The organism is Bdellovibrionales bacterium (assembly GCA_041662785.1).
Lineage (GTDB): Bacteria > Pseudomonadota > Alphaproteobacteria > UBA9219 > UBA9219 > UBA8914.
On the sequence record JBAZRW010000008.1, the window covers coordinates 36,808 to 61,411 of the forward strand.

At 53.9% G+C, this 24,604-nt stretch carries 24 protein-coding genes; 20 read left to right on the top strand and 4 right to left on the bottom strand.

Features of this window, described 5'->3' with window-relative positions; translation table 11 throughout:
- Positions 1-105: 105 nt before the first annotated feature.
- Both trxA and WC612_06695 read left to right on the top strand, forming a co-directional pair.
- Positions 106-1,023, top strand: coding sequence for a thioredoxin (gene trxA / locus WC612_06690; protein ID MFA6280459.1), 918 nt, complete (start codon positions 106-108; stop codon positions 1,021-1,023).
- A 19-nt stretch (positions 1,024-1,042) separates the two neighbouring features.
- The gene (locus tag WC612_06695) at positions 1,043-1,237 is read left to right on the top strand and encodes a Trm112 family protein (protein ID MFA6280460.1); all 195 of its coding nucleotides are present in this window, start codon (positions 1,043-1,045) and stop codon (positions 1,235-1,237) included.
- Positions 1,238-1,448: 211 nt separating this feature from the next.
- On the opposite strand, the gene WC612_06700 is transcribed toward WC612_06695, so the two are convergent.
- Positions 1,449-1,796 carry a hypothetical protein gene (locus tag WC612_06700; protein ID MFA6280461.1) on the bottom strand — a complete coding sequence of 116 codons (348 nt, stop codon included), beginning with the start codon at positions 1,794-1,796 and terminating at the stop codon, positions 1,449-1,451.
- Positions 1,797-1,837: 41 nt separating this feature from the next.
- Positions 1,838-2,815, bottom strand: a complete 978-nt coding sequence (locus tag WC612_06705) for a hypothetical protein (protein MFA6280462.1) — start codon at positions 2,813-2,815, stop codon at positions 1,838-1,840.
- Positions 2,816-3,188: 373 nt separating this feature from the next.
- Here WC612_06705 and radA point away from each other — a divergent pair, with 373 nt between their 5' ends.
- The 15 genes from radA (at position 3,189) to WC612_06780 (ending at position 18,498) form a co-directional block, all read left to right on the top strand.
- The gene (gene radA, locus WC612_06710; GenBank protein MFA6280463.1) at positions 3,189-4,589 is read left to right on the top strand and encodes a DNA repair protein RadA; all 1,401 of its coding nucleotides are present in this window, start codon (positions 3,189-3,191) and stop codon (positions 4,587-4,589) included.
- Between the two features lie 269 nt (positions 4,590-4,858).
- Complete coding sequence (locus tag WC612_06715) at positions 4,859-5,545, top strand: CvpA family protein (GenBank protein MFA6280464.1); 687 nt, start codon at positions 4,859-4,861, stop codon at positions 5,543-5,545.
- Entirely contained in the window at positions 5,542-7,005 is a 1,464-nt protein-coding gene (purF, locus tag WC612_06720; protein ID MFA6280465.1) for an amidophosphoribosyltransferase, read from the top strand. The genes WC612_06715 and purF overlap by 4 nt, the downstream gene beginning before the upstream one ends.
- On the top strand, positions 7,006-8,046 hold the full coding sequence (gene epmA, locus WC612_06725; protein MFA6280466.1) for an EF-P lysine aminoacylase EpmA: 1,041 nt from the start codon (positions 7,006-7,008) through the stop codon (positions 8,044-8,046).
- A gap of 47 nt (positions 8,047-8,093) precedes the next feature.
- The gene (locus tag WC612_06730; GenBank protein ID MFA6280467.1) at positions 8,094-9,506 is read left to right on the top strand and encodes a M48 family metalloprotease; all 1,413 of its coding nucleotides are present in this window, start codon (positions 8,094-8,096) and stop codon (positions 9,504-9,506) included.
- A gap of 69 nt (positions 9,507-9,575) precedes the next feature.
- Positions 9,576-10,331, top strand: a complete 756-nt coding sequence (locus tag WC612_06735) for a DsbA family protein (GenBank protein ID MFA6280468.1) — start codon at positions 9,576-9,578, stop codon at positions 10,329-10,331.
- A 20-nt stretch (positions 10,332-10,351) separates the two neighbouring features.
- Entirely contained in the window at positions 10,352-10,801 is a 450-nt protein-coding gene (gene aroQ / locus WC612_06740) for a type II 3-dehydroquinate dehydratase (GenBank protein MFA6280469.1), read from the top strand.
- Between the two features lie 15 nt (positions 10,802-10,816).
- Positions 10,817-11,272 carry an acetyl-CoA carboxylase biotin carboxyl carrier protein gene (gene accB / locus WC612_06745; protein ID MFA6280470.1) on the top strand — a complete coding sequence of 152 codons (456 nt, stop codon included), beginning with the start codon at positions 10,817-10,819 and terminating at the stop codon, positions 11,270-11,272.
- Positions 11,273-11,291: 19 nt separating this feature from the next.
- A complete protein-coding gene (gene accC, locus WC612_06750) occupies positions 11,292-12,632 on the top strand; it encodes an acetyl-CoA carboxylase biotin carboxylase subunit (protein MFA6280471.1) in 1,341 nt (446 codons plus the stop codon).
- Between the two features lie 344 nt (positions 12,633-12,976).
- The gene (locus WC612_06755; protein MFA6280472.1) at positions 12,977-13,957 is read left to right on the top strand and encodes a TerC family protein; all 981 of its coding nucleotides are present in this window, start codon (positions 12,977-12,979) and stop codon (positions 13,955-13,957) included.
- A gap of 191 nt (positions 13,958-14,148) precedes the next feature.
- On the top strand, positions 14,149-14,358 hold the full coding sequence (locus WC612_06760; GenBank protein ID MFA6280473.1) for a cold-shock protein: 210 nt from the start codon (positions 14,149-14,151) through the stop codon (positions 14,356-14,358).
- Positions 14,359-14,671: 313 nt separating this feature from the next.
- Positions 14,672-16,009: a DEAD/DEAH box helicase gene (locus WC612_06765; protein ID MFA6280474.1), complete on the top strand. Its 1,338-nt coding sequence runs from the start codon at positions 14,672-14,674 to the stop codon at positions 16,007-16,009.
- Between the two features lie 343 nt (positions 16,010-16,352).
- On the top strand, positions 16,353-17,129 hold the full coding sequence (locus WC612_06770; GenBank protein MFA6280475.1) for an ABC transporter permease: 777 nt from the start codon (positions 16,353-16,355) through the stop codon (positions 17,127-17,129).
- Complete coding sequence (locus tag WC612_06775; protein ID MFA6280476.1) at positions 17,116-17,904, top strand: ATP-binding cassette domain-containing protein; 789 nt, start codon at positions 17,116-17,118, stop codon at positions 17,902-17,904. The genes WC612_06770 and WC612_06775 overlap by 14 nt, the downstream gene beginning before the upstream one ends.
- A 393-nt stretch (positions 17,905-18,297) precedes the next feature.
- Complete coding sequence (locus WC612_06780) at positions 18,298-18,498, top strand: hypothetical protein (GenBank protein MFA6280477.1); 201 nt, start codon at positions 18,298-18,300, stop codon at positions 18,496-18,498.
- A gap of 54 nt (positions 18,499-18,552) precedes the next feature.
- Here the strand turns inward: WC612_06780 and dnaJ are convergent, their stop codons facing one another.
- Both dnaJ and dnaK read right to left on the bottom strand, forming a co-directional pair.
- Positions 18,553-19,698 (bottom strand): molecular chaperone DnaJ, encoded by a 1,146-nt coding sequence (gene dnaJ / locus WC612_06785; GenBank protein MFA6280478.1) that lies wholly within the window; start codon positions 19,696-19,698, stop codon positions 18,553-18,555.
- 149 nt (positions 19,699-19,847) lie between these two features.
- Complete coding sequence (dnaK, locus tag WC612_06790) at positions 19,848-21,755, bottom strand: molecular chaperone DnaK (protein MFA6280479.1); 1,908 nt, start codon at positions 21,753-21,755, stop codon at positions 19,848-19,850.
- 248 nt (positions 21,756-22,003) lie between these two features.
- Here dnaK and WC612_06795 point away from each other — a divergent pair, with 248 nt between their 5' ends.
- From WC612_06795 to WC612_06805, 3 genes are all read left to right on the top strand, one after another.
- Complete coding sequence (locus tag WC612_06795) at positions 22,004-23,452, top strand: aspartate ammonia-lyase (GenBank protein MFA6280480.1); 1,449 nt, start codon at positions 22,004-22,006, stop codon at positions 23,450-23,452.
- Between the two features lie 75 nt (positions 23,453-23,527).
- Positions 23,528-24,013 carry a response regulator gene (locus WC612_06800; protein ID MFA6280481.1) on the top strand — a complete coding sequence of 162 codons (486 nt, stop codon included), beginning with the start codon at positions 23,528-23,530 and terminating at the stop codon, positions 24,011-24,013.
- On the top strand, positions 24,010-24,339 hold the full coding sequence (locus tag WC612_06805; GenBank protein MFA6280482.1) for an Hpt domain-containing protein: 330 nt from the start codon (positions 24,010-24,012) through the stop codon (positions 24,337-24,339). Before WC612_06800 ends, WC612_06805 begins: the two co-directional genes overlap by 4 nt.
- Positions 24,340-24,604: the final 265 nt, after the last annotated feature.

Consider the following 24,604-nt stretch of genomic DNA (forward strand, 5'->3'; position numbering starts at 1 on the left):
CCCTTTTTTGATGTTTTTTGACCCTAAAGGCTTCTTATTTGCTAAAAGGCAAAGGCCTAGCGCATAATCCCTCGAATGCTCCCCCTTATTCTTATGGATTAACTTATGAATGATACGCTTGTGACAGAAACCACCGCCCCTACCAGCGTGGATGTAACGCTTAGCAACTTTAAGGCCGAGGTGCTGGACGCCTCGCGCACGCAGCTTGTGATTGTGGACTTTTGGGCGCCTTGGTGCGGGCCGTGCAAACAGCTTATGCCCACGTTGGAAAAAGTGGTGCGTGAGACAAAGGGCGCGGTCAAGCTGGCCAAGATTGATATCGACAAGAACCAGCAAATCGCGGCGCAAATGCAGGTTCAGTCTGTTCCTGCCGTTTTCGCCTTTTATAAAGGTCAGCCTGTTGATGGCTTTATGGGCGCTCTGCCTGAATCGCAAATCAAGCAGTGGTTGGCGCAGCTTATCCAAACAACGGGCGCGGGTGGCGGGGACAGTGATGGTTTGGATAAAGCCCTTTTACAAGCGGCCACGCTATTAAAAGAGGGTGACGCTGAAACCGCTCTCTCTATCTATACGGATATTTTTCATGAGGCCCCCGATCAGGTTGAGGCCTTTGCGGGAATCTTGCGCTGTATGCTGGCGCTCGGCCAAACGGAAAAGGCGTCGATGGTGCTTGAAAGCGCCGCGCCTGCCTTGGCTGGCCATAAAATACTGAATCCAATTCGCACGGCGCTGGATCTGGCAGCACAGGCGAAAAAGACCGGAGGCTCACTGCAAGCGTTAAAAGACAAACTAGCCAAAGCCCCCAACGATCATCAGGCTCGTTTTGATCTGGCTATGGCGGCCTATGCCGCGCAGGACGTTCAAACGGCTATCGATGAACTTCTTGAGATTGTCCGGCGCGATAGAAAGTGGAAGGACGATGGCGCACGTCAGCAAGTGGTCAAACTGTTTGAGGCTTTGGGCTTTGATCACCCCGCGACGGTAGAGGGACGCAAGAAACTCTCCACCCTTCTCTTTTCGTAACTGCAGGAGGCTCAAGGCCATGAACGATGACGCGCCCACCAACATTCGCACCGTATCGCCCAAGCTTCTTGAGATGCTGGTGTGCCCCGTGTCGCAAACGACGCTTCGCTATGACGCGGCTAAGCAAGAGCTGATTAGCGATAAGGCCGCCCTCGCCTTCCCGATCAAAGACGGAATCCCGCTTTTGTTGGTCGAAGAGGCAAGGAAGCTATAGGGATTTCAGTATCCAGTATTCCCTTCTCTACCTTATCGTCATCCTCGACGAGCCTTGCGTCAGCAAGGCGAAGATCGGGGATCCCGTTTTTTTGAAGATGTTTGACGAAAAGGGGCTGCACTGACGGAGAATTCGTAAAACAAACGGGATTCCCGCTTTCGCGGGAATGACGCTCGTGTTGAGTGGGATACACAAGCTGTTTATTCTCTCCCTAACGTGGGGAAGGAGCCGTTTCTGCTGGTTTGACATTTTGGGCGGTAAGGCGTGCGCGGCAGGAGCCATCCGTCAATCCCGCCTCAATTACTTTGCGTAGGTCTGCCTGATTGTTGGCGACCCCACCGTCAATGGTAAGCTTCTTTCCAGCTATAAAACAAGTCCACACGCCAGAACCAGACTGCAAGACGTGATTATTGATCTGTTGTTGTGCGTCTTTGAACTTATTTTCTGCCGCTTTGGATACTAAATAACCGTCTTGATAGAGAATGTTATTTAGCAGGAAACCTCCTCCAAAAGCTGAACCTATTGCAATCATCAATGCTCCAAGCTCTTTTTTCGTCATAGCAATCCTTCTATACTAAATGTTTGTCGGTTCTGCTTTTGTTAGCCAGCTTTGCTGGGGCGGAAGTCATAGCTCTCTTCCTCATCCGCATCGTCCTTACTTTCTTTGGCAGGCTTTTTCTCTTCGGAAGGAGCGCTGGCGGCTTTTGCCTTGGAGGGGGGCGCTTGTTGAGGTTCTTCTTTATGGGTGAGACAGAAAGTAATCTGTTCCCCCATGAGTGTGATCGCGGCTGTCGCAAGGGCAAACAGGGAGGTGGATTGTTCAACGGTAATGACGCTGTCGGGGTTAATGAGGGGATTGCGGTAATGTTCTTTGATCTGGGCTAGCATTTGAAGGAGGCGCTTGTTAGGTCGGTGTTCGTTATTCTCGTCATCTGAAAGGATGGCCAATTTCTTGAGATAAATGCTGTAGGATCGCTCTGTTTTCGCAACGGTCGTTCCTGAGAACATCTCAAAATAGCGCTTCAAAACAAGTTCAATCGCGCGCAGCAAATGCACGGCGGCGGCGGTTCCAAGGCCAAAAGCCAAGGCGCGTCCAGCCAGATTAAACTCGGTCAAAGACGCTTCTGGCAAGACATCGCGCATCGCGGGGGAAAAACACTCATAGGCGTTTTCGATGAGGTCATACGTCGAATAGATGCCGCGCTTGCTGGCCATATAGGTCGGGGCGTGCGTCAACTCTGCCGCCAAGGCATGCTCGAACTTCTCAACCAAGCTGTACAAAAGCGCCATTTCATGCGCGTCGATCCGGTCTTCGCCAGAGGGAGTCTTAAGCTGCTTAGAGGAAGCGTCGATATAATACTTGCTGAAAAGGTTGCTGATCTTGCTGAGAAGACGCGCCGCATCGCTTTTCGAGGTTTCAAGAGCGAAGGACTCGCCCTTAATCCACCCGTCCAGCACGTTTTGGGCATCCGTCAAAGGCGTGAACATCTCCGTCACGCGGTTTTGCGTGGTATTGAGAAAGAGTCCATGAAGCTTTGAGGCAAGCTCATAAAAGCGATAGGGGTTTAAATGCTGCATGGCGGACCACTTTTCTGTCAACGAGGGCGGCGGAAGTTGAATGGGAATCATACCACCGAGCGAATGAAGTGACTTGTGGTGCAAGAAAACAAACGGGATGCCCGTTTTCACGGGCATGACGGGATTTGTGTTTAACTTAATCCCCCTATCGTCATCCCCGCGAAAGCGGGGATCCAGTTTTTTCCGCGCGTGTCATCTCATTTGATCGTTAGAATCATTCTCTCAACCTTTCTGGAGTACGCCAAAAACACCCACGGCGCAACTCATCATTATGGTTAACACCTTGTTTTGGTGGGGGTAAACCATATATATTTCTTTCGCAGGCACATAGCTGTAGTCTTAAAAAAAACCATAAAAAGAACATCATCATCCCATGGCCAAATCATCCTCTCATTTTGTATGTCAGACTTGCGGCGCGTCGTTCCCCAAATGGGGCGGCAAGTGCGAGGCGTGCGGCGCGTGGAACAGCCTTGTCGAAGAGGCCGTGGCTGATGGCCCTCCCAAGGGCTTGCATGACGGCGCAAGGGGCAAGCACAAGGGGCGCACCATCGCCTTTGTGCCGCTGAAGGGCGAGAAGCGCCACCTGCCCCGCCATCTCTCTGGTATGGGCGAGTTTGATCGCGTGGTCGGCGGCGGGCTGGTTCCGGGCTCTGCCACGTTGGTGGGCGGCGATCCCGGCATCGGCAAATCCACGCTTCTTTTGCAGGTTGTGTGCAGGCTGGCGAAGGCCGCGCGCGTGGCCTATATCTCTGGCGAAGAAGCCATTGATCAGGTGCGCCTTCGCGCCGAGCGCCTAGGCGTTGCCGACGTGAATTGCGATTTGGCCAGTGCGACGGCGGTGAGGGATATTGCCGCCTCTATGGATCACGCGGACGCGCCCGATATTCTTGTCATTGACTCCATTCAGACCATGTATGTCGATACGATTGACAGCGCCCCCGGAACGGTCGCGCAGGTGCGCACCTCGGCGCAAGAGCTGATCCGTATCGCCAAAAAGCGCGATATTGCCGTTATTCTGGTGGGGCATGTCACCAAAGAGGGAACCATCGCGGGCCCCCGCGTGCTTGAGCATATGGTGGACACCGTCCTGTACCTTGAGGGTGAGCGCGGCCACCAGTTCCGCATCCTTCGCGCCGTCAAAAACCGCTTTGGCCCTACGGATGAGATCGGCGTGTTTGAGATGCAAGAGGAAGGGCTTTTAGAGGTTCACAATCCCTCGGCCTTGTTCCTTGCGGATCGCCACGGCGATACGTCGGGAGCCGCCGTTTTTGCAGGGCTAGAGGGCACGCGCCCCGTTTTGGTAGAGGTGCAGGCGCTGGTCGCCCCGTCCTCCTATGGCACGCCGCGCCGAGCCGTGATCGGCTGGGACGCCGGACGGCTCGCCATGGTGCTGGCGGTGCTAGAGGCCCGCTGTGGCGTGACGTTTGGCAATAATGACGTGTACCTGAACGTAGCTGGAGGCCTGAAAGTGACGGAGCCAGCCGCCGATCTAGCCGTGGCTGCCGCCCTGCTCTCTTCGCTGACGGGCGTGCCTGTCCCTGCCGAAGCCGTGGTCTTTGGCGAGGTAGGCCTGTCGGGTGAGGTGCGCCGCGTCGCCCAGCCGGAACTTAGGTTAAAAGAAGCCGCTAAGCTTGGGTTTTCACAGGCTATTTTGCCGAAAGTGGATGATAAGGGCAAAGCCAAGCCCACCAGCGGCATCGGGAGAACCGAGATTAACCGCCTGTCAGGCCTGTTACCGCTGTTTCAGAGCGAAAAAATGGACAAAAGAAAGTAATTTCTTCATAAGCGCTCTTAGCAAAGCGGGAATCATGTGGTAGAGCATGAGCCGTCGGTTGATCCACAGAACCAAAGCCGTCATCCCGCTGAAAAGCGGGATCCAGCCTGTCGGGTCGAAGCTGCGTAGCAGCGTAGACCGACGCCGAGCGTCTGCGAGGTATTAGACTCATATGCGCGGCATCTGCCGCGCACTGGATTCCGGCCTTCGCCGGAATGACGAAAATGGTGATGCGTCTACTTAAGGTCTTAATCACGAGCGAGATGCCCATGGAACATACACAATTCAACATCTTTGATATGCTCACCGCCGCTGTGCTGGTGGCCAGCGGAATCTTTGCCTTCAGGCGTGGCCTGATCCGTGAGGTTCTCTCGCTGGGCACATGGGTCTTGGCCTCGGTCTTTGCTTTCTCCTTTTATCCGATGGCAAGGCCTTTTCTTGAAGAGCATATCAAGAACGCTATGCTGGCCGATGCGGCAACCGCTATCGGCCTTTTCTGCATCGCGATTGTCGTGCTGGTTCCGCTGGGCGATTATCTGACGAGCCTTGTCAAAACGCCGACCCTTAGCTCCATTGATCGCTCGCTGGGGTTCGTGTTTGGACTTATTCGTGGCTTTGTCATTATGTGCCTTCTTTATTTGGGGGCGACCTATGTTTGGAGCAATGACGAGGCCAAGCAGCCCGTCTGGCTGGCGCAGGCCAAGGCCAAACCGGCGCTGGCCTATGGCGTCGATGTTATCAAAAGCATGACTCCGGAAAATCCAGAAAAGGCAGCCTCGGAGCAGCTTCAAAAAGGACGTGAGTTGGCAAAAAAAGCGACCGAGAACGCCAAGCGTCTTGAGGACATTTCCGTCCCTGTTCCTTCCGTCAGCAAGGAACAAGGCAACGGCGCTTCCTATGGCGACGAGACACGCGATAAAATGAATAATCTCTATGATCGGAACGCAAATCCATGACCCTTTCCCTGACGACGGATCCTTTTGATGACGATAAGCTTCATGAGGAATGCGGCATCTTTGGCATTATCGGCAACGAGTCCGCCACCGCCATGACGGCTCTCGGCCTTCACGCCTTGCAGCATCGCGGGCAGGAAGCCGTGGGCATCGTCAGCTTTGACGGCGAGCATTTCCACGCCAAGCACGCGCTGGGTCAAGTCGGTGCGAATTTCAGTTCGGAAACCACGATCAGCAAGCTTAAAGGTTCCGCGGCTATCGGTCATGTGCGCTATGCCACCACGGGCGAGACAAGCTTGCGCAATGTGCAGCCCCTTTTCGCCGATTTCGATTTCGGTGGCTTTGGCGTCGCGCACAACGGGAACCTCACCAACGCTTATGCCCTTCGTAAAGACCTTGTGAAGCGCGGCTGCATTTTCCATGCAACGACGGACACCGAAGTCATTATCCATCTGGTTGCGCTATCCAAGCAAGCCACGATTATTGATCGCCTTATTGACGCGTTGAAACAGATCGAAGGCGCGTACTCTCTTGTTTGTCTTGCCGAGGGTATGATTATCGGCGTGCGCGATCCTTATGGCGTGCGTCCGCTTGTGATTGGCAAGCTGGAAAGCGGTTATGTTCTGGCCAGTGAGACCTGTGCTTTGGACATTATCGGCGCGACCTTTGTGCGCGATGTTGAGGCGGGCGAGATCGTGATCCTGAACGGCAACACTATCGAAAGCATCAAGCCTTTTGGTAACATCAAACGCCGCTTCTGCATTTTCGAATATATCTATTTTGCGCGTCCCGATTCTTACCTTGATGGCGTGTCTGTCTATGAGGCGCGCAAGAATATCGGTCGTGAGCTGGCTAAGGAATCCCCTGTTATGGCGGATATTGTTGTGCCTGTTCCTGACTCGGGAACGCCGACAGCCATTGGCTTTGCGCAGGAAAGCGGCATTCCGTTTGAGATGGGGATTATCCGCAACCATTACGTTGGCCGCACGTTCATTCAGCCGACGGATCGTATTCGCCATATCGGCGTGAAGCTGAAGCACAACGCGAACCGCAAGCTGATCGAAGGTAAGCGCGTCGTCCTTTTGGACGATTCCATCGTGCGCGGCACGACATCGGTTAAAATCGTCAAGATGATGCGTCAGGCTGGCGCTAGCGAGGTGCATATGCGCATCTCTAGCCCGCCAACCAAGCATAGCTGTTATTATGGCATCGATACGCCGGAGTCGGACAAGCTCATTGCTCATGCCCATACGGTGGAGGAAATGGCGGCTTTTATCGGGGTGGAGTCTTTGGCCTTTATTTCTACCGAAGGGCTTTATCGCGCCCTTGGCGAAAATGGCCGGAATAACGCGCAGCCCCAGTATTGCGATGCGTGCTTTACCGGCGAGTATCCTATCAGCCTGACTGACCATGACAGCGAAGGCCAACAATGCGAATTATCGCTGCTGACCAAAGAAGCCTAAATGGCGACCCCCTCTTGGCATCCTGATCTTTATGCGCGGCGCAGACCGTATTTGGACGTGCGGCAAAAGGTCATCCGCGCCCTTCGCCGTTATTTCGAAGGCCAAGACTTTGCCGAAGTGGACACTCCTGCGCTGCAAGTTTCCCCCGGTAACGAAGTCCATTTGCAGGCCTTTAAGACTGAGCTGAAAAGCCCGCATGGCGATCCGTCGCAAACGCTTTATCTGCACACCAGCCCAGAGTTTGCGATGAAGAAGCTATTGGTCGCGGGAGAGCCTCGGCTTTATCAAATCGCGCACGTCTATCGCAACGGCGAGCGGTCAAGCCGCCATCACCCTGAGTTCACGATGATGGAATGGTATCGCGCAAACGCGGGCACGGTTACGATCAAGGACGACTGTATCGCGCTGACCCGCGCCTGCGCGACCGCATCGGGCAAAACGGTTTTTACGGCAAACGGTATGACGTGTGATCCCTTTGCCGCGTGGGAGAGCCTGAGCGTTCCCGATGCTTTCATGCGTTATACAGGGATTGATTTGCTGGCAACCGCGCCCGATCCATCCGCGCCGGATGCGGCGTTGCTTCGCGTAGCGATGGCTCATTTAAATATCCGCACCGCGCCCGATGACACTTGGGAGGATTTGTTCTTCCGCGTCATGGGCGAAAAGATTGAGCCGTTCTTAGGCAAGGATCATCCGACCTTTTTGTGCGACTATCCCATCAGCATGGCGGCGCTCGCGCGTCCCCTGCCCCACGATCCGCGTTTAGCTGAGCGGTTTGAATTGTATATGGCGGGCTATGAGATCGCGAATGCGTTCGGTGAGTTGACGGATGCGGATGAGCAGCTTCGCCGCTTTCAGGCCGACATGGACCTTAAGGAAAAACTCCACGGCGAGCGTTTCCCTATTGATCCTGATTTTATCGCCGCCCTACAATGGGGCATGCCGCCCTCGGCTGGCATAGCGCTGGGCATCGACCGCCTTGTGATGCTCTGTGCGGGAACAGAAGTCATTGATGATGTTCTGTGGCTGCCCGTTTCTTGACAAAGTCTTGTTCTAAGACTCCCTAAAGTCGAATTTCGGAGGTGTGAATGATGCAAAAGAACAACCCATCCTGCCCCCTCTATAGTGTCGCCCGCCGTCTTGTCGCCGTCGCCCTCATCGTGTGCCTGACGCTTGCGCCTGTGCGGCTGTTCGCGAAGGAAGAACAAGAATCGATGATTTTTATTCGCGATGCGGAGATTGAGCATTACCTTCGCGCTCTTGGCACGCCTATCTTTCGGGTGGCTGACCTTGATCCCAAAGCCGTTAGCATCCTGATTATTCAAAACGGCGAGATTAACGCGTTTGTGGCGGGTGGTATTAATATCTTCATTTATACAGGCCTCTTACTAGCCTGTGACACGCCAGAGCAATTGCAAGGCGTCATCGCCCACGAAACGGCCCACATTGCGGGAGGCCATCTGGCGCGTGGCGCACAGGCTATGCGAAACGCCTCGGCGCAGGCCATTATCGGGATGCTGGTTGGCTTGGCGGCGGGGATCGCCAGCGGCAAGGGCGAGGTTGCTGTGGGCGCGATTGGCGGCGCGCAAGAGATAGCCGAGCGCAACCTGATGAGTTATTCGCGTGAGCAGGAGTCTTTTGCCGACACGGCGGCGCTGCGTTTTTTGGACAGCACGGGGCAAAGCTCTAAGGGAATGCTAGAGTTTATGAAGAAGTTGGCGGGGCAGGATATTTTGCCCATTGACCGTCAAATCGAATATGTTCGCACCCACCCCCTTTCCCAAGACCGCGTCAACAATGTCGAACATCATCTTCAATCTCGCCCCGATCTGGCGGACAAGACCCTTGGCTCCGCATTTCTTATGATGCATGAGCGGATGAAGGCGAAGCTCCTTGGCTATCTGCAGCCTGAAACGGCTTTGTTGCGCTATACCGATAAGGATCCGCGCCTTCCCGCTCGCTATGCTCGCGCCATCGCGCTTTATCGCACCAGCCAGCTGCCCCGCGCTTTGGCTGTTGTAGAAACGCTTTTGAAGGAGGAGCCGGAGAACCCCTTTTTCATTGAGCTTAAAGCCCAAATGCTGTTTGAAAATGGGCACGTCGCTGAATCGGTCATTTTGTATAAAAAAACGGTTGATCTTGTGCCAGATTCAGCACTTCTGCATGTCGCTTATGCGCATGCCTTGCTTGAGAGTAAAAAGGACAGCGTTCTTGATTTAGTGATCACGCAGCTGACCGAGGCCAACCGCCTAGAGGAACGCGACGGGCAGACATGGCGCTTCTTGGCGGCGGCGTGGACTCGCAAAGCCGAAATAACGAAGGATCCCCAGTATCAAGGTCTTGTTTCCTATGCTCTTGCCGAAGAGGCTATCTCAAAAGGCCAAGACAAAGAGGCTGGACAATACGCGGCCAGAGCCTTGAAAACGCTGTCAAAAGGCTCTCCTTATTGGCTAAGGGCTCAAGATATTAAGCTTAATGTCGAGCATAACCGCAACGATTGACTTATGCCTAAAAACTTGGTCTTGTGCCCCTTCCACGGTTTGATCGTTAACTCTTAGCGGAGCTTCTTCATGTCTTCCTTCAAAACCCTCCTTCTTGCCTTGTCACTCAGCGTTCTGCCTTCTTTGTGCATGGCAACAGAGGCTGCCCCCGACTTTACCGATAGCCAAAAGACGGCGATTGAGGCCGTGGTGCGTAATCTGCTCACCAACAAAGAGCCGGAAATTGTCATGAAAGCGGCTGAAGAGCTTCAAAAGCGCATGGAAAAAGAAGGCTCAGCCAAGGGTCAAGCCGCTATCGCCAAGAACCATGACAAGATTTATAGCGATGCCTCTTCTCCTGTTGGTGGCAATCCCAAGGGCGATGTTTCCATTGTCGAATTCTTCGATTACACCTGTGGCTATTGCAAAATGGGACAGGCAACTTTGGTCAAGTTCCTTGCCGAAGATAAGAATGTCCGCCTTGTTTACAAAGATTTCCCCATTTTGGGAGAGGGTTCCGTCGTTGCGTCTAAGGCCGCGTTGGCCAGCGTGGCGCAGGGAAAATATGTAGCCCTTCATGACGCTTTGATGGGGTCAAAGGAACGTCTGTCCGAAGAAGTTATCAAGAAGCTGGCCAAAGGTGTCGGTATAGATGTTGATAAAATGATCAAGGACATGGAAAGCGACAAGATCAAAGAGATACTCAAAACCAATCATGCGTTGGCTGAATCTCTACATATCCAAGGAACGCCTGCCTTTATCATCGGGGATAAGCTTTATCCGGGGGTGTTGTCGCCTGAGCAACTGAAGGAAGCCGTTGCCGATATGCGCAAGGCCAAGAAGTAACCTTATCAAGGCGGGATATTGTGTCCAAGAAACCGCGTATTCTGGTCTTAAATGGCCCTAACCTCAACATGCTTGGCGTGAGGGAGCCTGCGATCTATGGCTCGCTCACCCTAGCCGCGATTGAGGCGCTTTGTGCCAAGACGGCAGATGAAGTCGGTCTCTCCGTTGATTGCCGCCAAAGCAATCATGAAGGGGAGCTTGTGACATGGATTCAAGAAGCGATCACCGCGTCTTTTGATGGCATTGTAATCAATGCCGCCGCCTATACCCACACGTCGGTGGCGATTATGGACGCTTTGAAGATGACGGGCGTGCCGATTGTTGAGGTTCATATATCGAACGTCTTTGCGCGTGAGACGTTCCGCCATCATTCTTACATCTCGCCCGTCGCAACGGGTGTTATTTGTGGTCTTGGCGCCGATAGCTATATGCTGGCGCTACGCGCTTTAGCCAGCAAGATTATTCAATAAACGAGGAAAGAAAAAATGAGCACTTTTGATTTGGATATGAAATTTGTTCGCAAGCTGGCTGAGCTTCTTAAGGAAACTGGCTTGACGGAAATTGAGTTCGCCGAAGGCGACAAGCGCATCCGTTGCGTGGGCGCTCATGCGCCTGTGCAGCAGATTGTTGCGCCTATGGCCGCCGCTGCCGCGCCCGTCGCTTCTGCGGCTGCCCCTGCCCCTGTTGCAGCCCCCGCGGTGGCAGTGGGAACGCCCGTGACCTCGCCGATGGTAGGCACAGTTTATCTGTCGCCAGAGCCGGGAGCGCCCGCCTTTATCAAGGTCGGGGATAAGGTCAAGCAGGGCGACACGCTTTTGATTATTGAGGCCATGAAGGTCATGAACCCGATCAAAGCCCCCGCCAGCGGCACGATTGTTGAGCTTCTCGTCACCGACGCCAAGCCTGTCGAGTTCGGCGAGACGCTGGTTGTGATCGGATAATCATAAAAGGATTAGCCCTGTGTTTGAAAAAATCCTGATCGCCAATCGTGGCGAGATCGCCCTTCGTATTCATCGCGCCTGCCGCGAGATGGGCATTCATACCGTTGCCGTTCACTCGACAGCGGATGCCGATGCCATGCATGTGCGCTTGGCCGATGAGAGCGTATGCATCGGGCCGCCCGCCGCTCGCGATAGCTATCTCAACATTCCCGCCATCCTGACGGCGGCAGCGATCACAGGCGTGGACGCGATCCATCCCGGCATTGGCTTTATGTCCGAGAACGCCAACTTTGCCGAGATGGTGGAAGAACACGGTTTCGCCTTTATCGGCCCCACGCCAGAGCATATCCGCATGATGGGCGATAAGGTCACGGCCAAGAAAACCGTCAAGGCGCTGGGCTTGCCGACGGTTCCGGGATCAGAGGGCGCTGTGCCAACGGTTGAGGAAGCCCGTGAAGTCGCGAAAGAAACGGGCTATCCGGTTTTGATCAAGGCATCGGCGGGCGGCGGCGGCAAGGGCATGAAGGTCGCGAATAGCCCCGATGAATTGGAAGAGGCCTATAGGCTGGCGCGTGGCGAAGCGCGCGCCGCGTTCGGCAACGACGAAGTCTATATGGAGAAGTATCTAGGCAAGCCGCGCCATATCGAGATGCAGCTGATCGGCGATACGCATGGTAACGCTGTCCATTTTGGTGAGCGCGATTGCTCGCTGCAACGTCGTCACCAAAAGGTTATCGAAGAAGCGCCCTCACCGGGCCTTAACGCCGATGAACGCGCCGAGATCGGCGCGATTGCGGCCAAGGTTGTGCGTGATATGGGCTATCGTGGTGTTGGCACGATGGAGTTTCTGTACGAAAACGGTAAGTTCTATTTTATCGAAATGAACACGCGCTTGCAAATTGAGCACACGATTTCCGAGATGATCACGGGCATCGATTTGGTGCGTGAGCAAATCCGTGTCGCCGCTGGCCTGCCGCTTAGCTATAAGCAAGAGGAAATCGTTTTCACGGGTCACGCGATTGAATGCCGCATTAATGCCGAGAATCCGGAAACCTTTATGCCGTCCCCCGGCACGATCAAAGGCTTTCATGCGCCCGGAGGGCTTGGCGTGCGCGTCGATAGCGCCCTTTATGATGGCTATAAAATCCCGCCCTATTACGACAGCATGATTGCCAAGCTGGTCGTGCATGGCGCGTCTCGCAATGAGTGTCTGCTGCGCCTGCGCCGCTCGCTAGAGGAATTCGTGATTGGCGGTGTGGACACCACCCTGCCCCTCCACCGCCGCATCATCTCCCAGTCCGACTTCATCAACGGCCACTATGACATTCACTGGCTAGAGGATTTCTTGGGGTTGAAGTGATTTCTATACTCATCGCACTTCAAGAGTTGGGTTTATGGAAAAGAAAAACAAGAAAATGGGATGCCCGCCTTCGCGGGCATGACGGGGTTTTTAAGGCGATATTTCCCTTTAGCGTCATCCCCGCGAAGGCGGGGATTCCATTTGGTTTCTTTTTTGTTGCAAACTCTTGCGGTATTAACTGTGCTCCTTTGAAGGGTGTAACGCATTCATAACAATGATTAAAAGTATCTTAAGAAGATGGGCGGAGGATAAACGAAAGTAAAGGCCAAAGAAAGGTCTTTAGCAAAATGGGAAAGGCCTATAGAACCTTCTCACCCAACCTTTAACAGCCAGCGAGTCTCCCCATGATCTCTCCTGATTTTTTTTCGATGATGTTCCTTTCGCAGCCTGTCTGGATGTGGCTTTCGTTTTCGGCTGTTGTTGTGACGCTATTGGTTTTTGATTTAGGCGTCATGCACCGCAAGGAGCATGAAATAGAGGTTAAGGAGAGCCTTCTTTTCTCCACCTTTTATCTGATCATTGCCGTTCTGTTCGGCGGTTGGATTTGGCATGAGATGGGGCAAGCCAAAGCCATCGAATATATGACGGGTTATATCGTCGAAGAGACCCTTTCCATCGATAATGTCTTTGTGATGGCGATGCTCTTTTCCTTTTTTCACATTCCGCGCCTGTATCAACATCGCGTGCTATTTTGGGGCATTTTGGGCGCGATTATTATGCGCGGGCTTATGATCGGCATCGGCGCGGCGCTGGTTCATGAGTTTGAGTGGATTCTTTACGTCTTTGCCGTTTTCTTGATGGGGACAGGCGTTAAGATGCTGTTTACGGGGGATAAGCCCGCTGACATCGGCGACAACTTCCTTCTTAAATTTATGCGTCGTCATTTTCGCATCACGGAAAAGCTGCATGGGCATGATTTTTTTGTAAAGCAGCCTTCGCGTAAGCATGGCCGCAATGTTTGGTGGATGACTCCTTTGTTTGTTTGCCTTGTGATGATCGAGTTTGCCGATGTGATCTTTGCCGTGGATAGCGTGCCAGCCATCTTCATTATCACCACCGATCCCTTTATCGTGTACACCAGCAACATCTTTGCCATCTTGGGGTTGCGGTCGTTGTATTTTGTCTTGTCGGCGATTATCAAACGCTTCCACTATTTGAAGTATGCCCTGTCTGTTGTGCTCATTTTTATCGGCGGCAAAATCTTTATTGCCGATATGCTGGGCTGGGAAAAGTTCCCTGTAGGCTGGTCTTTGGGCATCACTTTCGCCATTTTGGGCAGTGGAATTGGTGTTTCTTTATGGAAAACGCGAGGCATAAAAGGTTAACGCCAGTCTCTTTCCTGCGGAATAAAGGAATCCTCTTGCGCTTTATCCACAAATCCTTTAAGACCCTTGTTGAGTTTAAAATTGACTTCTCTGCCTATGCGTTCCTTTAAGAGCGTCGTTTGCCGCAGTAGTCTCTTTCACTCGAGGCGTTATGGTGACGCTTGCACACGCAACACTAAAGGATACACACTATGGCTCAAGGTACAGTAAAATGGTTCAACGCCACTAAAGGCTACGGCTTCGTTCAACCAGAAGCAGGCGGTCAGGACGTTTTTGTTCACATCAGCGCCGTTGAACGCGCCGGTCTTCGCGAGCTTCGCGAAGGTCAAAAAGTCAGCTTCGAGCTGGCAACAGAGCGCGGCAAGACTTCGGCTGCGAACCTTCAGGTTATCGAAGGCTAAGAGACCGTTTTCGGATTTTTCGAAACGATTATCGCTTAAGGTGGCTTATGGGCTTTCCGCTTGCGGAAAGTTTGTAGGTCACCTTAAGTGTTTTATAGTCCGTCCGCTTGAAAGCCCCAAAAGGCTTTTGCCCTTTGGGGGGTTTCAAGTTGACGTAGTATAGAAGGAAAATGAGTTCTGTTTTTTCGATTTTAAAAATGGGACTCCTGCATAAGAGGCTCTCGCACTGGGCGCCAGCAGGTCTTCCCCCTTATCGTTTTTATAAGACGCAAACATCAACACGTAAGACATACATTTACTCAAAGGAACTCCTATGACTCAAGACTTCAACAGCTTTGGCCTTCCGGCCAAGCTTCTTCTTGCGCTTGCGCGCATGAACTTCACGACCCCTACGCCCATTCAGGAACAAACCATTCCGCTCGCGCTTGAAGGGCGTGACGTGCTGGGTTCCGCCCAAACGGGAACGGGCAAGACGGCAGCCTTTGGCCTGCCGCTCATCGTTCATTTGATGAACAACCCCGAAGCGACGGCGCTGATCATGCTGCCGACGCGTGAGCTTGCGACGCAGGTCGAAGCGGCCCTGTTGCCGATGATCCCCGTCCCCAACATCAAGACCGCTCTTTTGATCGGTGGCGATTCCATGTTCAAGCAGCTTAAGCAGCTTAGCCATATGCCGCGCCTGATCGTCGGCACGCCCGGACGCATCAACGACCATCTGGAACGCAAATCGCTTAAACTCAACCACACGGACTTCCTTGTGCTGGATGAGACGGATCGCATGCTGGACATGGGCTTTGGCATTCAGATCGATAAGATCCTGACGCATGTCTCGTCCAACCGCCAGACGCTTTTGTTCTCGGCCACGCTGCCCGCCAACATCGTCAAGCTATCGAGCAAGTATATGCGTAATCCTATGCGCGTTGCCGTAGGCTCAACCACCACGCCCGCCGCGAATATCAAGCAGGAGTTGGTTCACACCACGGACACCGATAAGTATGGCCATCTGCTGACGCAACTGGAGCAACGCGTGGGTTCGGTCATCATCTTTGTGAAGACAAAGTACGGGACGGAAAAGCTCGCCAAGAAGCTCAACGCTTCAGAGCATAAGGCCGATTGCCTTCATGGCGATTTGCAACAGCGTCGCAGAGATCGCGTCACGCAAAGCTTCCGTGACAAGAAGTATCGTATTCTTGTCGCCACGGATGTTGCGGCGCGAGGCCTTGACATCCCGCATATCGAACACGTCATCAACTATGACTTGCCGCAATGCCCCGAAGATTACATCCATCGCATTGGACGCACGGCTCGTGCGGGTGCGGAAGGTTGTGCGCTTAACCTTTTGACCCCTGCGGACGGCAGCAAGTGGCGGGCGATCCATCGTTTGATCCACGGCCATGACGATCCGTCGATCCCCACGGACGATAAGAAGCCAGCTGGTAAGAAGTTTGGCGGCGGCTATAAAGGTCGCGGCGGCAGCTTTTACAAAGGCAAGAGCGCCGAAGGCGGCTACAAGGGCAAAGAGAGCGCTGAAGGCGGCTATAAGGGCAAGAGCGGCGACTTTAAGAAGAAAGATGGCGGCAGCGCCAAGCCCGCTTGGAAAGTCAATAAGCCCCGCAACAAGGGCAACTTTAAGGCTCCTAAGGCTGCGTAAGCTCTAGCATTCGGCATTTAGGATTCAGGATTTAGGGGGGATCGCGGCGCGGTTCCCCCTTTAGTGTTACCCCTCAGTCATCCCGCCGGAGGGCGGGATCCATCACCTATGCTTTCTACCCATGTCCCTATCCGCCGTTTCAGGAGATGGATCGCCACGTCACCTCGCTTTACGCTCGGCTCCTCGCGATGACGATAAAGGGGAAAATGGTGACGCTATCCTCCCTGAATCCTGAATCCTAAATGCTTCCCCCCCTTCCCCTTGCACCGCATTGACACGGTTAAGAAGCCCGCTATACTGCCAGTAATCCTTTCAGAATCACCGGCGAAGGCTTCTCCCTGCCATGAAATTTCTCGCTCTTATTGGCCGTACGCTTATCCGCTTCTTTAACGCGACGGGGCATTTTGCTTGGTTTATGGCCAAGACCTTGCGCCACACGGTCACGCGTCCCTTTTACTGGGGGCAAATTGGCCGTCAGGTTGTCGATATCGGCTATTACTCGCTGCCTGTCGTGGGGCTGACGGCGCTGTTCACGGGCATGGTGCTGGCGCTGCAAAGCCACTCCGGCTTTTCGCGCTTTGATGCCGAAAGCGCCATCCCGACTGTTGTCATCCTGTCAATCACGCGAGAGCTTGGCCCCGTTATGGCGGGCCTGATGGTCGCGGGACGCATTGGCGCGGCGATTGCCGCTGAGCTGGGCACAATGCGCGTGACCGAGCAGATTGATGCTTTAACCACGCTCTCAACAAACCCCTACAAATACCTGATCGTGCCGCGCTTTGTCGCTGCCACCCTTATGATGCCGCTGTTGGTTCTGGTGGCTGATATTATCGGCGTTTTCGGCGGTTTTTTGGTGTGCGTTTACGGGCTTCATTTCAACGCCGCCAACTATCTCAACCAAACATGGGAGTATCTGGAGTTCCGCGACGTGACCTCTGGCCTTTGGAAGGCGGCGATGTTCGGCGCGATTGTCGCGCTGATGGGATGCTATAACGGCTTCAACTCGCAAGGCGGGGCGCAAGGCGTCGGCGCGGCGACAACGAATGCCGTCGTGTCGGCCTCGATCATGATTTTGATCACCAACTATTTGATGACGGGGATTCTCTTTGCCACAAACTAACGCCCTCACCCCGAAGATTGAGCTGCAAAACGTCACCAAATCGTTTGGCAGCAAAAAGGTTTTGCGCGGCATCGATCTTTCCATCGCGCCGCAAGAGTCTGTGGTCGTTATCGGCGGATCGGGCACGGGCAAATCCGTTTTGCTGAAATCGATCCTTAGCATTATTCGCCCCGATAAAGGCTCGATCAAAATCGATGGGCAGGAAACCGTCGGCCTTTCCGGTGCGGCCCGCGATGAGCATCTGGCCAAGTTCGGGATGTTGTTTCAAGGCTCCGCCCTGTTTGACTCCTTGCTGGTATGGGAGAACGTCGCTTTTAAGCTGTTGCGGGCTGAACATATGCCGCGCGCGCAGGCGAAAGAACGCGCGATTGAAACGCTGGCCTCTGTAGGCCTTGCCGCCGATGTTGGTGAGTTGGAGCCTGCCGAGTTATCAGGTGGCATGCAAAAGCGCGTGGCGCTGGCGCGTGCCATCGTTGCCAACCCTGAAATCGTTTTCTTTGATGAGCCGACGACGGGCCTTGATCCCATCATGGCCGACGTGATCAATGAGCTGATCGTCAAATGTGTGCGCGAGCGCGGCATTACGGCGCTGTCCATCACGCATGATATGGCTAGTGCCCGCAAAATCGCGGATCGCATCGCGATGTTGCATGAGGGCAAGATTATCTGGCAGGGTCATAAGTCCGAGATCGACAATTCCGGTAACGCCTATATCGAGCAGTTTATTCATGGCCGCGCCGAAGGGCCCATCAAAATGCAAGTCCGGCATATGTAAAAGTGGAGCTATCCTGCTCGTTTTTTAGGCATTTTTGAACATGGCCACAGAGCGCGATAGGAGCCCGTGGAGTTCGGTGAAATTCGCTGGCTATATACCCAGCCGAGACATCGAAATAACGCACCCACGCTCATCCTAAGCGTCGTGAGAGGCGTTTAAAATGTGGGCTATAGCAACAGTCACTTTTCTATTAAAACCCGACCCCAAAATTAACCCTGTTGGCCTCTGCACCTTTTGTGTGCAAGGCGTCCCTTCCAAGCCTCCGTTGGCTGGTTATGGAGGTGGGGAGTGCCGCTTGGCTGAAGGCTATCCGGTCACAGGATGAAAGTCTGATCATGTGCGCTCAGTCGCTCCCCCCGTCATCCCAGAAAACTTTCTCTTCGGCTCACTCTTGTGAGACGAAAGAAAGTTGATCTGGGATCCAGCCTCTTTTTCCATCCTCACTGTCTTTGTTTATCGCTTATGGAGAGCGAGGCTGGATCCCACGTCCATTTTCTTTCGCGCAAGGGGCGCGAAGAGAAAATGCCTGCCCTGCGAAGCCTTGGCGTAGCGGGGTCTTGGGATGACGAGATTGGTGTGAGGGATGACGAATAGGGAAAGGCCGTGCCGCTTTCTGAATCCTGAATCCTAACTATAGCGATGAACGAGCTACACGCCGAACATATCCTTGACCTTGGCAAAGAAGCTTTCGCTTTCGGGGTGAGTCTTGCTGTTTTCGGATTCGATAGCGAATTCTTCCAGCAATTCCTTTTGCCGTTTGTTGAGATGCGCGGGCGTTTCCACCATCAGCTCGACATACAAATCGCCGCGTGAGGAAGAACGCAGGATGCTCATCCCCTTGCTACGCAGGCGAACCTGATGGCCTGTTTGCGTGCCCGCCTTAACCTCGACGTCAGCCTTCGTCCCATCGATCACGGGAACAGCAACCGAGCCGCCGAGCGCCGCCATCGTCATCGGAATGGGGACGCGCACATGAAGGTTCGCGCTATCGCGCTGATAAAGCGGATGTCCCGCGACGCTAAGGATGACATACAAATCACCAGCATGGCCGCCATGAGCGCCCGCCTCGCCCTCACCCGACAAACGAACGCGCGTGCCGCTTTCAACGCCCGCCGGTATCGTCACCGCCAGCGTGCGCTCCTTGCGCAGGCGGCCTGTGCCATGACAATTCCGGCAAGGATCCTTAATCACGCGCCCCGCGCCCTGACACGTCGGGCAGGTGCGTTGGATCGTGAAGAAACCCTGTTGCATCCGTACCTGTCCGTGCCCTTCGCAGGTCGAACAAGTCACGGGCGAAGAGCCTGCCGCCGCGCCGCTGCCGCTGCATGTCTCGCAGGTCACCAGCGAGGCGACCTTGATATTTTTCTCGCAGCCCTTAAAGGACTCTTCCAGCGTGATGGTCATGTCATAGCGCAGATCCGCGCCGCGCTGGCCCATCGTCTGGCTCTCGCCGCGCCGACGCGCGCCGCCACCGCCCAAAATCTCGCCGAACATTTCCTCAAAAATGTCGCCAAAGCCGCCTGCGAAGTCAAAGCCGCCGCCACCGAACCCGCCGCCCATGCCACCTTGCTCAAACGCGGCGTGGCCATAGCGATCATAGGCTGCGCGTTTTTGCTCATCGCGCAGCACGTCATAGGCTTCGTTAATTTCCTTAAACTTGTGCTCGGCCTCTTTGTCGCCGTGATTTTTGTCAGGGTGATACTTCATCGCCATCTTGCGATAGGCTTTTTTCAAATCATCCGCCGACGCATCGCGTGAGGATCCCAACAAGTCGTAGTAATCGGATTTAGACATTAGATAGTCTTTCTCTTCGCAAAAATATCGGGAACCAAAGCTTCAACCGCCAACCAATGAGCCTAGTTTGGCTTGATCACTGAATGCGTCTGTGGCGCCACAAGGGCGCCACGACGATCATAGAAAAGGGTTTCGGTTTGTCTCACAACTTACTTCTCGTCCTTCACCTCCGTGAAGTCCGCATCAACGACGCCTTCGCCCGATGGCGCTTCGGCTTGCGCTTCGTTGCCTGCTGGTGCGGCGGACGCTTCTTGCTGCGCCTTGTACATCGCCTCGCCGATCTTCATGGCGGCTTGCGTCAGAGCATCGGTTTTGGCTTTGATCGAAGCCGCGTCCCCGCTGTCAAGGACGGCCTTCAAATCCGCAATGGCGGACTCGACGGCGCTCTTGTCGCCCGCCGCAACCTTGTCGCCCACTTCCGTCAGCGACTTTTCGGTCGAGTGGATGAGCGCGTCCGCATGGTTGCGAGCGTCCACGGCCTCACGGCGCTTTTTGTCGTCCGCCGCATTGGCTTCCGCTTCATGCACCATCTTTTGGATGTCGGCATCCGACAAACCGCCCGAGGCTTGGATCTTGATCTGTTGTTCCTTGTTCGTCGCCTTATCCTTGGCCGTGACATGCACAATGCCGTTGGCGTCGATGTCGAACGTCACTTCAATCTGTGGCACGCCACGCGGCGCGGGCGGAATGCCCATCAAGTCAAACTGGCCCAGCATCTTGTTATCGGCAGCCATCTCGCGCTCGCCTTGGAACACGCGGATCGTCACGGCGTTCTGACTATCCTCGGCGGTTGAGAAGACTTGGCTCTTCTTGGTCGGGATTGTCGTGTTGCGTTCAATCAGGCGCGTGAACACGCCGCCCAGCGTTTCAATGCCCAGCGAAAGCGGAGTCACGTCAAGAAGCAAAACGTCCTTCACATCGCCCTTCAAAACGCCGCCCTGAATGGCTGCACCAATCGCGACGACTTCATCAGGGTTCACGCCGCGATGCGGCTCACGCTCAAAGAACTTTTTGACGGTTTCGATGATCTTGGGCATGCGCGTCATGCCGCCGACAAGAATGACCTCGTCGATTTCAGAGGCCTTAAGCCCCGCATCGGCCAGCGCCTTGCGGCAGGGTTCTACGGTGCGTTGCACTAGCTCATCCACCAAAGACTCAAGCTTGGCGCGGGTTAGCTTAACGGACAAATGCTTGGGGCCAGCCTGATCCGCCGTGATGAACGGCAGGTTGACTTCGGTTTGCACAGAAGAAGAAAGCTCAATCTTCGCTTTTTCAGCCGCTTCCTTCAGGCGTTGCAAGGCAAGGCGATCCTTACGCAGATCGATGCCCTGCTCGTTTTTAAACTCATCACATAGGAAATCCATGATGCGGGCGTCAAAATCTTCGCCGCCAAGGAACGTGTCGCCGTTCGTGGATTTGACTTCGAACACGCCATCGCCGATTTCCAAAACGGAGACGTCGAACGTGCCGCCGCCAAGGTCATAGATGGCCACAGTGCCTGTCTTCTTTTTCTCAAGGCCATAGGCCAGCGCGGCAGCGGTGGGTTCGTTGATGATGCGAAGGACTTCAAGCCCCGCGATCTTGCCCGCGTCCTTGGTCGCTTGGCGTTGACTGTCGTTAAAATAGGCTGGAACGGTGATGACGGCCTGCGTCACCTTTTCGCCCAGATAGGCTTCCGCCGTTTCCTTCATCTTAATCAGAATAAAGGCTGAAATTTCGCTGGGGCTATAGCTCTTGCCCGTGCATTCCACCCATGCGTCGCCATTGCCATTCTTGACAATCTTATAGGGGACGAGGTTGATATCTTTTTGTACCATCGGATCGTTGAAGGCGCGGCCAATCAGGCGCTTGATGGCAAAGAGCGTGTTTTCGGGGTTCGTGACCGCTTGGCGCTTGGCGCTTTGGCCAACAAGACGCTCACCGCTGGATGAAAAAGCCACGATCGAGGGAGTCGTGTTCGCGCCCTCCACGTTAGGGATAACTTTGGCGGTTCCGCCCTCCATCACCGAGACGCAGGAATTGGTTGTACCAAGGTCAATGCCGATCACTTTTGCCATTTCATAACTTCCTTTATGGTCAAGATGTTAGGGGGCACTTCTTTGCCGCCCCCCAAAGCCTCAAGAGATATATAGGCACTCTTTTGCGCGATGCAATGGGTGCAGCCTCTTTTTTTATCCCCAGCTATTTTTGGTGAGGATTAACCTTACCTGCCGCAGCGCAGCAAAGAAAGTGTTTGAAAATCTTTTTTGAAAAGACAATGGTAGCGCCCATCAAACACTCCCTTCAAAAAGGAAATAGAATCATAATGACGTATACTTCTCGCAAAGCGCTCCTTCAGGCCCCCTTCCGCAAAGAGAAGGATCTTCTTGGCCTTGACGATGTTCCGGCGCAGGCCTTATTCGGTATCCATACCGTCCGCGCTATCGAGAATTTTCCTGTTGCTAACCGTGACGTTCACCCTGCCCTTATTCATGCCTTTGGCGATGTCAAAGGCGCGTGCGCTAAAACAAGCCGTGCCCTAGGTTTTTGGGCCAAAGACGAAGTCAAATTCAACGCGATCATGACCGCGTGCAAAGAAATGGCCGATGGCCTTTTGGATTCCCATGTTGTTGTCGATGCCTTGCAAGGCGGCGCGGGAACCAGCACCAACATGAATGTCAACGAAGTTCTAGCCAACCGTGCAATCCAGATTCTGGGTGGCACGCTGGGCGACTATATCAAGGTTCATCCACTGGATGACATCAACCTGCATCAATCGACCAATGACGCTTATCCCACCGCTTTGAAGCTGGCGATTATCGTGCAGATCAAAGCTTTGAAGGCGAGCCTGTCGGCGCTGATCAAAGCCTTCCGCGATAAGGAATTGGCATTCTCTGACGTTGTGAAGATTGGCCGCACGCAGCTGCAAGATGCCGTTTTGACGACATTGGGCCGTGAAATGGGCGCGTATGCCGAAGCCCTGTCCCGTGACCAAGGACGCCTTGACCGCGCGATTGAGGCGATGCTGGTCGTCAACCTTGGTGGTACGGCGATTGGTACGGGTATGGCCGCGCCGGAAGCCTATATCGAAACGGTTGCCAAGACCTTAGAGGGCATGACGGGCTATCCCTTTGTCCGCGCCTCTAACTTGATCGACAACACGCAAAACGCCGACGCTTTTGTTGAGGTTTCGGGTCTTATGAAATCCTGCGCCGCGACGCTGATCAAGATCGCGACGGATTTGCGCCTGATGTCCTCTGGCCCCGATGGAGGCCTTGGCGAGATCGCTCTGCCCGCACGTCAGGCGGGATCGTCGATTATGCCCGGTAAGGTCAACCCTGTTATTCCCGAAACGGTGACGCAGGTCGCCTTGCGCGTGATCGGTTATGACAACCAAGTCACCTTGGCTGCCGCGATGGGCAACCTAGAGTTAAACGCCTTCCTGCCACTGGTCGCCGACTCGCTTTTGGACGGCATTGACATCATGGCGAACGCCATGATGACCTTCCGCGTCAAATGTATCGAAGGGATCACCGCCAACAAGAATCGCTGCCATGCGAATGTCGAAGGATCGACGGCCATTCTGACCGCTTTGGTTCCCATGATTGGTTACAGCCAATCCGTCAAAATTCTTCACGATGCGCAAGAACAAGGCAAATCGGTGCGAGATGTTGTTATTGATGCGGGGCACATGAAGGTGGAGGAGTTCGATGCGATGCTTTCGCCAGAATCCGTCAATCGCCTTGGTTCTCCTTTGTATATCAATCAGGACTAAACCCTAGGTTGTTGACTCTTTCTTAAGGCTCACCTGCTACAATAGCTTAGTTTTGTTTTTACACGTCAAGGCGTTATGGGCAATAAGTTATCACCGCAGATGTTTTTGGAGAAGATTCCGGCGCTCGCAGCGCATTTCCGGATTGCCATTAATATGCGCAAATCGAGGGAAAAGCTGCGGATTCTGGTGGTTGAGGATCAGCTTTTCTCGCGCAAGATTCTGGAAGAGCTTCTCCACCATGCCTATTTTGTCGACACGGCGGCCACCTCACAAGAGGGTATGCGCCTTTACCTAGAACAAGCGCCTGATATTGTCCTTTTGGATATCGAGCTTGCGGATGAAAGCGGACATACGCTTGCACACTTTATCAAAGGGATTGACCCTGCGGCATTCGTCGTTATGGTAACGGGCAATAACTCTTCTGAGGATGTTAATCAGGCTGTCAGCAATAAGGTCGATGGCTTCATTGTTAAGCCGTATAACAAATCGAAGATATTCGATTGCTTGGAAAAATTCTTGACGCTTCATCCGGATCGCCGACCACAGGAGAAGAAACCATGACCGACTCCGTTAATCTTGAAAATCTGCGTGAAATGACGGGCGGCGATAAGGATCTGGAAAAGGAACTTTTCGACGTTTTCATCACGTCCTCTGATGATTGTTTGAACAGTCTTAAGGCTAATCTTGACGCTGGTAACGAAGAAACGTGGCGCACGCAAGCCCATGCGTGGAAGGGCATGAGCCTGAATCTAGGTGCCGGAACGCTTGGCACGCTCTGTGCCGAGGCGCAGATGAACCACATTGCCCCGCAAGATGAAAAAGAGAAGCTTCTGGCGGCGATTGAGGCGGAATACGAAAAGGTTAAAACCTATTTGAAAAACGTATAAAGAGCTTTTTTTCGCCCCCCCTTCCAACTTCCCTTATGGGGGGGCTTCCGATCTTTTTTAGATTTTGCGTCTTTTCTCCTTTCGCCGGATGAGTTAGACAGGTGTTATACCAACGACCCTAATACTGACTTTTGTGGAAAGGTTATTCCTTTAGCGTCATACCGGCGAAGGCCGGTATCCAGTCGCGCCGTGTCCACGGCGCATAAGAGTCTTATGCCGCGCAGACGCGCGGCGCTGGATCCCGCTTTTCAGCGGGATGACGAAA

Coding starts and splice junctions, on each gene's coding strand:
- trxA (MFA6280459.1), top strand. CDS start 106: ATGAATGATACGCTTGTGACAGAAACCACCGCCCCTACCAGCGTGGAT.
- WC612_06695 (MFA6280460.1), top strand. CDS start 1,043: ATGAACGATGACGCGCCCACCAACATTCGCACCGTATCGCCCAAGCTT.
- WC612_06700 (MFA6280461.1), bottom strand. CDS start 1,796: ATGACGAAAAAAGAGCTTGGAGCATTGATGATTGCAATAGGTTCAGCT.
- WC612_06705 (MFA6280462.1), bottom strand. CDS start 2,815: ATGCAGCATTTAAACCCCTATCGCTTTTATGAGCTTGCCTCAAAGCTT.
- radA (MFA6280463.1), top strand. CDS start 3,189: ATGGCCAAATCATCCTCTCATTTTGTATGTCAGACTTGCGGCGCGTCG.
- WC612_06715 (MFA6280464.1), top strand. CDS start 4,859: ATGGAACATACACAATTCAACATCTTTGATATGCTCACCGCCGCTGTG.
- purF (MFA6280465.1), top strand. CDS start 5,542: ATGACCCTTTCCCTGACGACGGATCCTTTTGATGACGATAAGCTTCAT.
- epmA (MFA6280466.1), top strand. CDS start 7,006: ATGGCGACCCCCTCTTGGCATCCTGATCTTTATGCGCGGCGCAGACCG.
- WC612_06730 (MFA6280467.1), top strand. CDS start 8,094: ATGATGCAAAAGAACAACCCATCCTGCCCCCTCTATAGTGTCGCCCGC.
- WC612_06735 (MFA6280468.1), top strand. CDS start 9,576: ATGTCTTCCTTCAAAACCCTCCTTCTTGCCTTGTCACTCAGCGTTCTG.
- accB (MFA6280470.1), top strand. CDS start 10,817: ATGAGCACTTTTGATTTGGATATGAAATTTGTTCGCAAGCTGGCTGAG.
- WC612_06755 (MFA6280472.1), top strand. CDS start 12,977: ATGATCTCTCCTGATTTTTTTTCGATGATGTTCCTTTCGCAGCCTGTC.
- WC612_06760 (MFA6280473.1), top strand. CDS start 14,149: ATGGCTCAAGGTACAGTAAAATGGTTCAACGCCACTAAAGGCTACGGC.
- WC612_06765 (MFA6280474.1), top strand. CDS start 14,672: ATGACTCAAGACTTCAACAGCTTTGGCCTTCCGGCCAAGCTTCTTCTT.
- WC612_06770 (MFA6280475.1), top strand. CDS start 16,353: ATGAAATTTCTCGCTCTTATTGGCCGTACGCTTATCCGCTTCTTTAAC.
- dnaJ (MFA6280478.1), bottom strand. CDS start 19,698: ATGTCTAAATCCGATTACTACGACTTGTTGGGATCCTCACGCGATGCG.
- dnaK (MFA6280479.1), bottom strand. CDS start 21,755: ATGGCAAAAGTGATCGGCATTGACCTTGGTACAACCAATTCCTGCGTC.
- WC612_06795 (MFA6280480.1), top strand. CDS start 22,004: ATGACGTATACTTCTCGCAAAGCGCTCCTTCAGGCCCCCTTCCGCAAA.
- WC612_06800 (MFA6280481.1), top strand. CDS start 23,528: ATGGGCAATAAGTTATCACCGCAGATGTTTTTGGAGAAGATTCCGGCG.
- WC612_06805 (MFA6280482.1), top strand. CDS start 24,010: ATGACCGACTCCGTTAATCTTGAAAATCTGCGTGAAATGACGGGCGGC.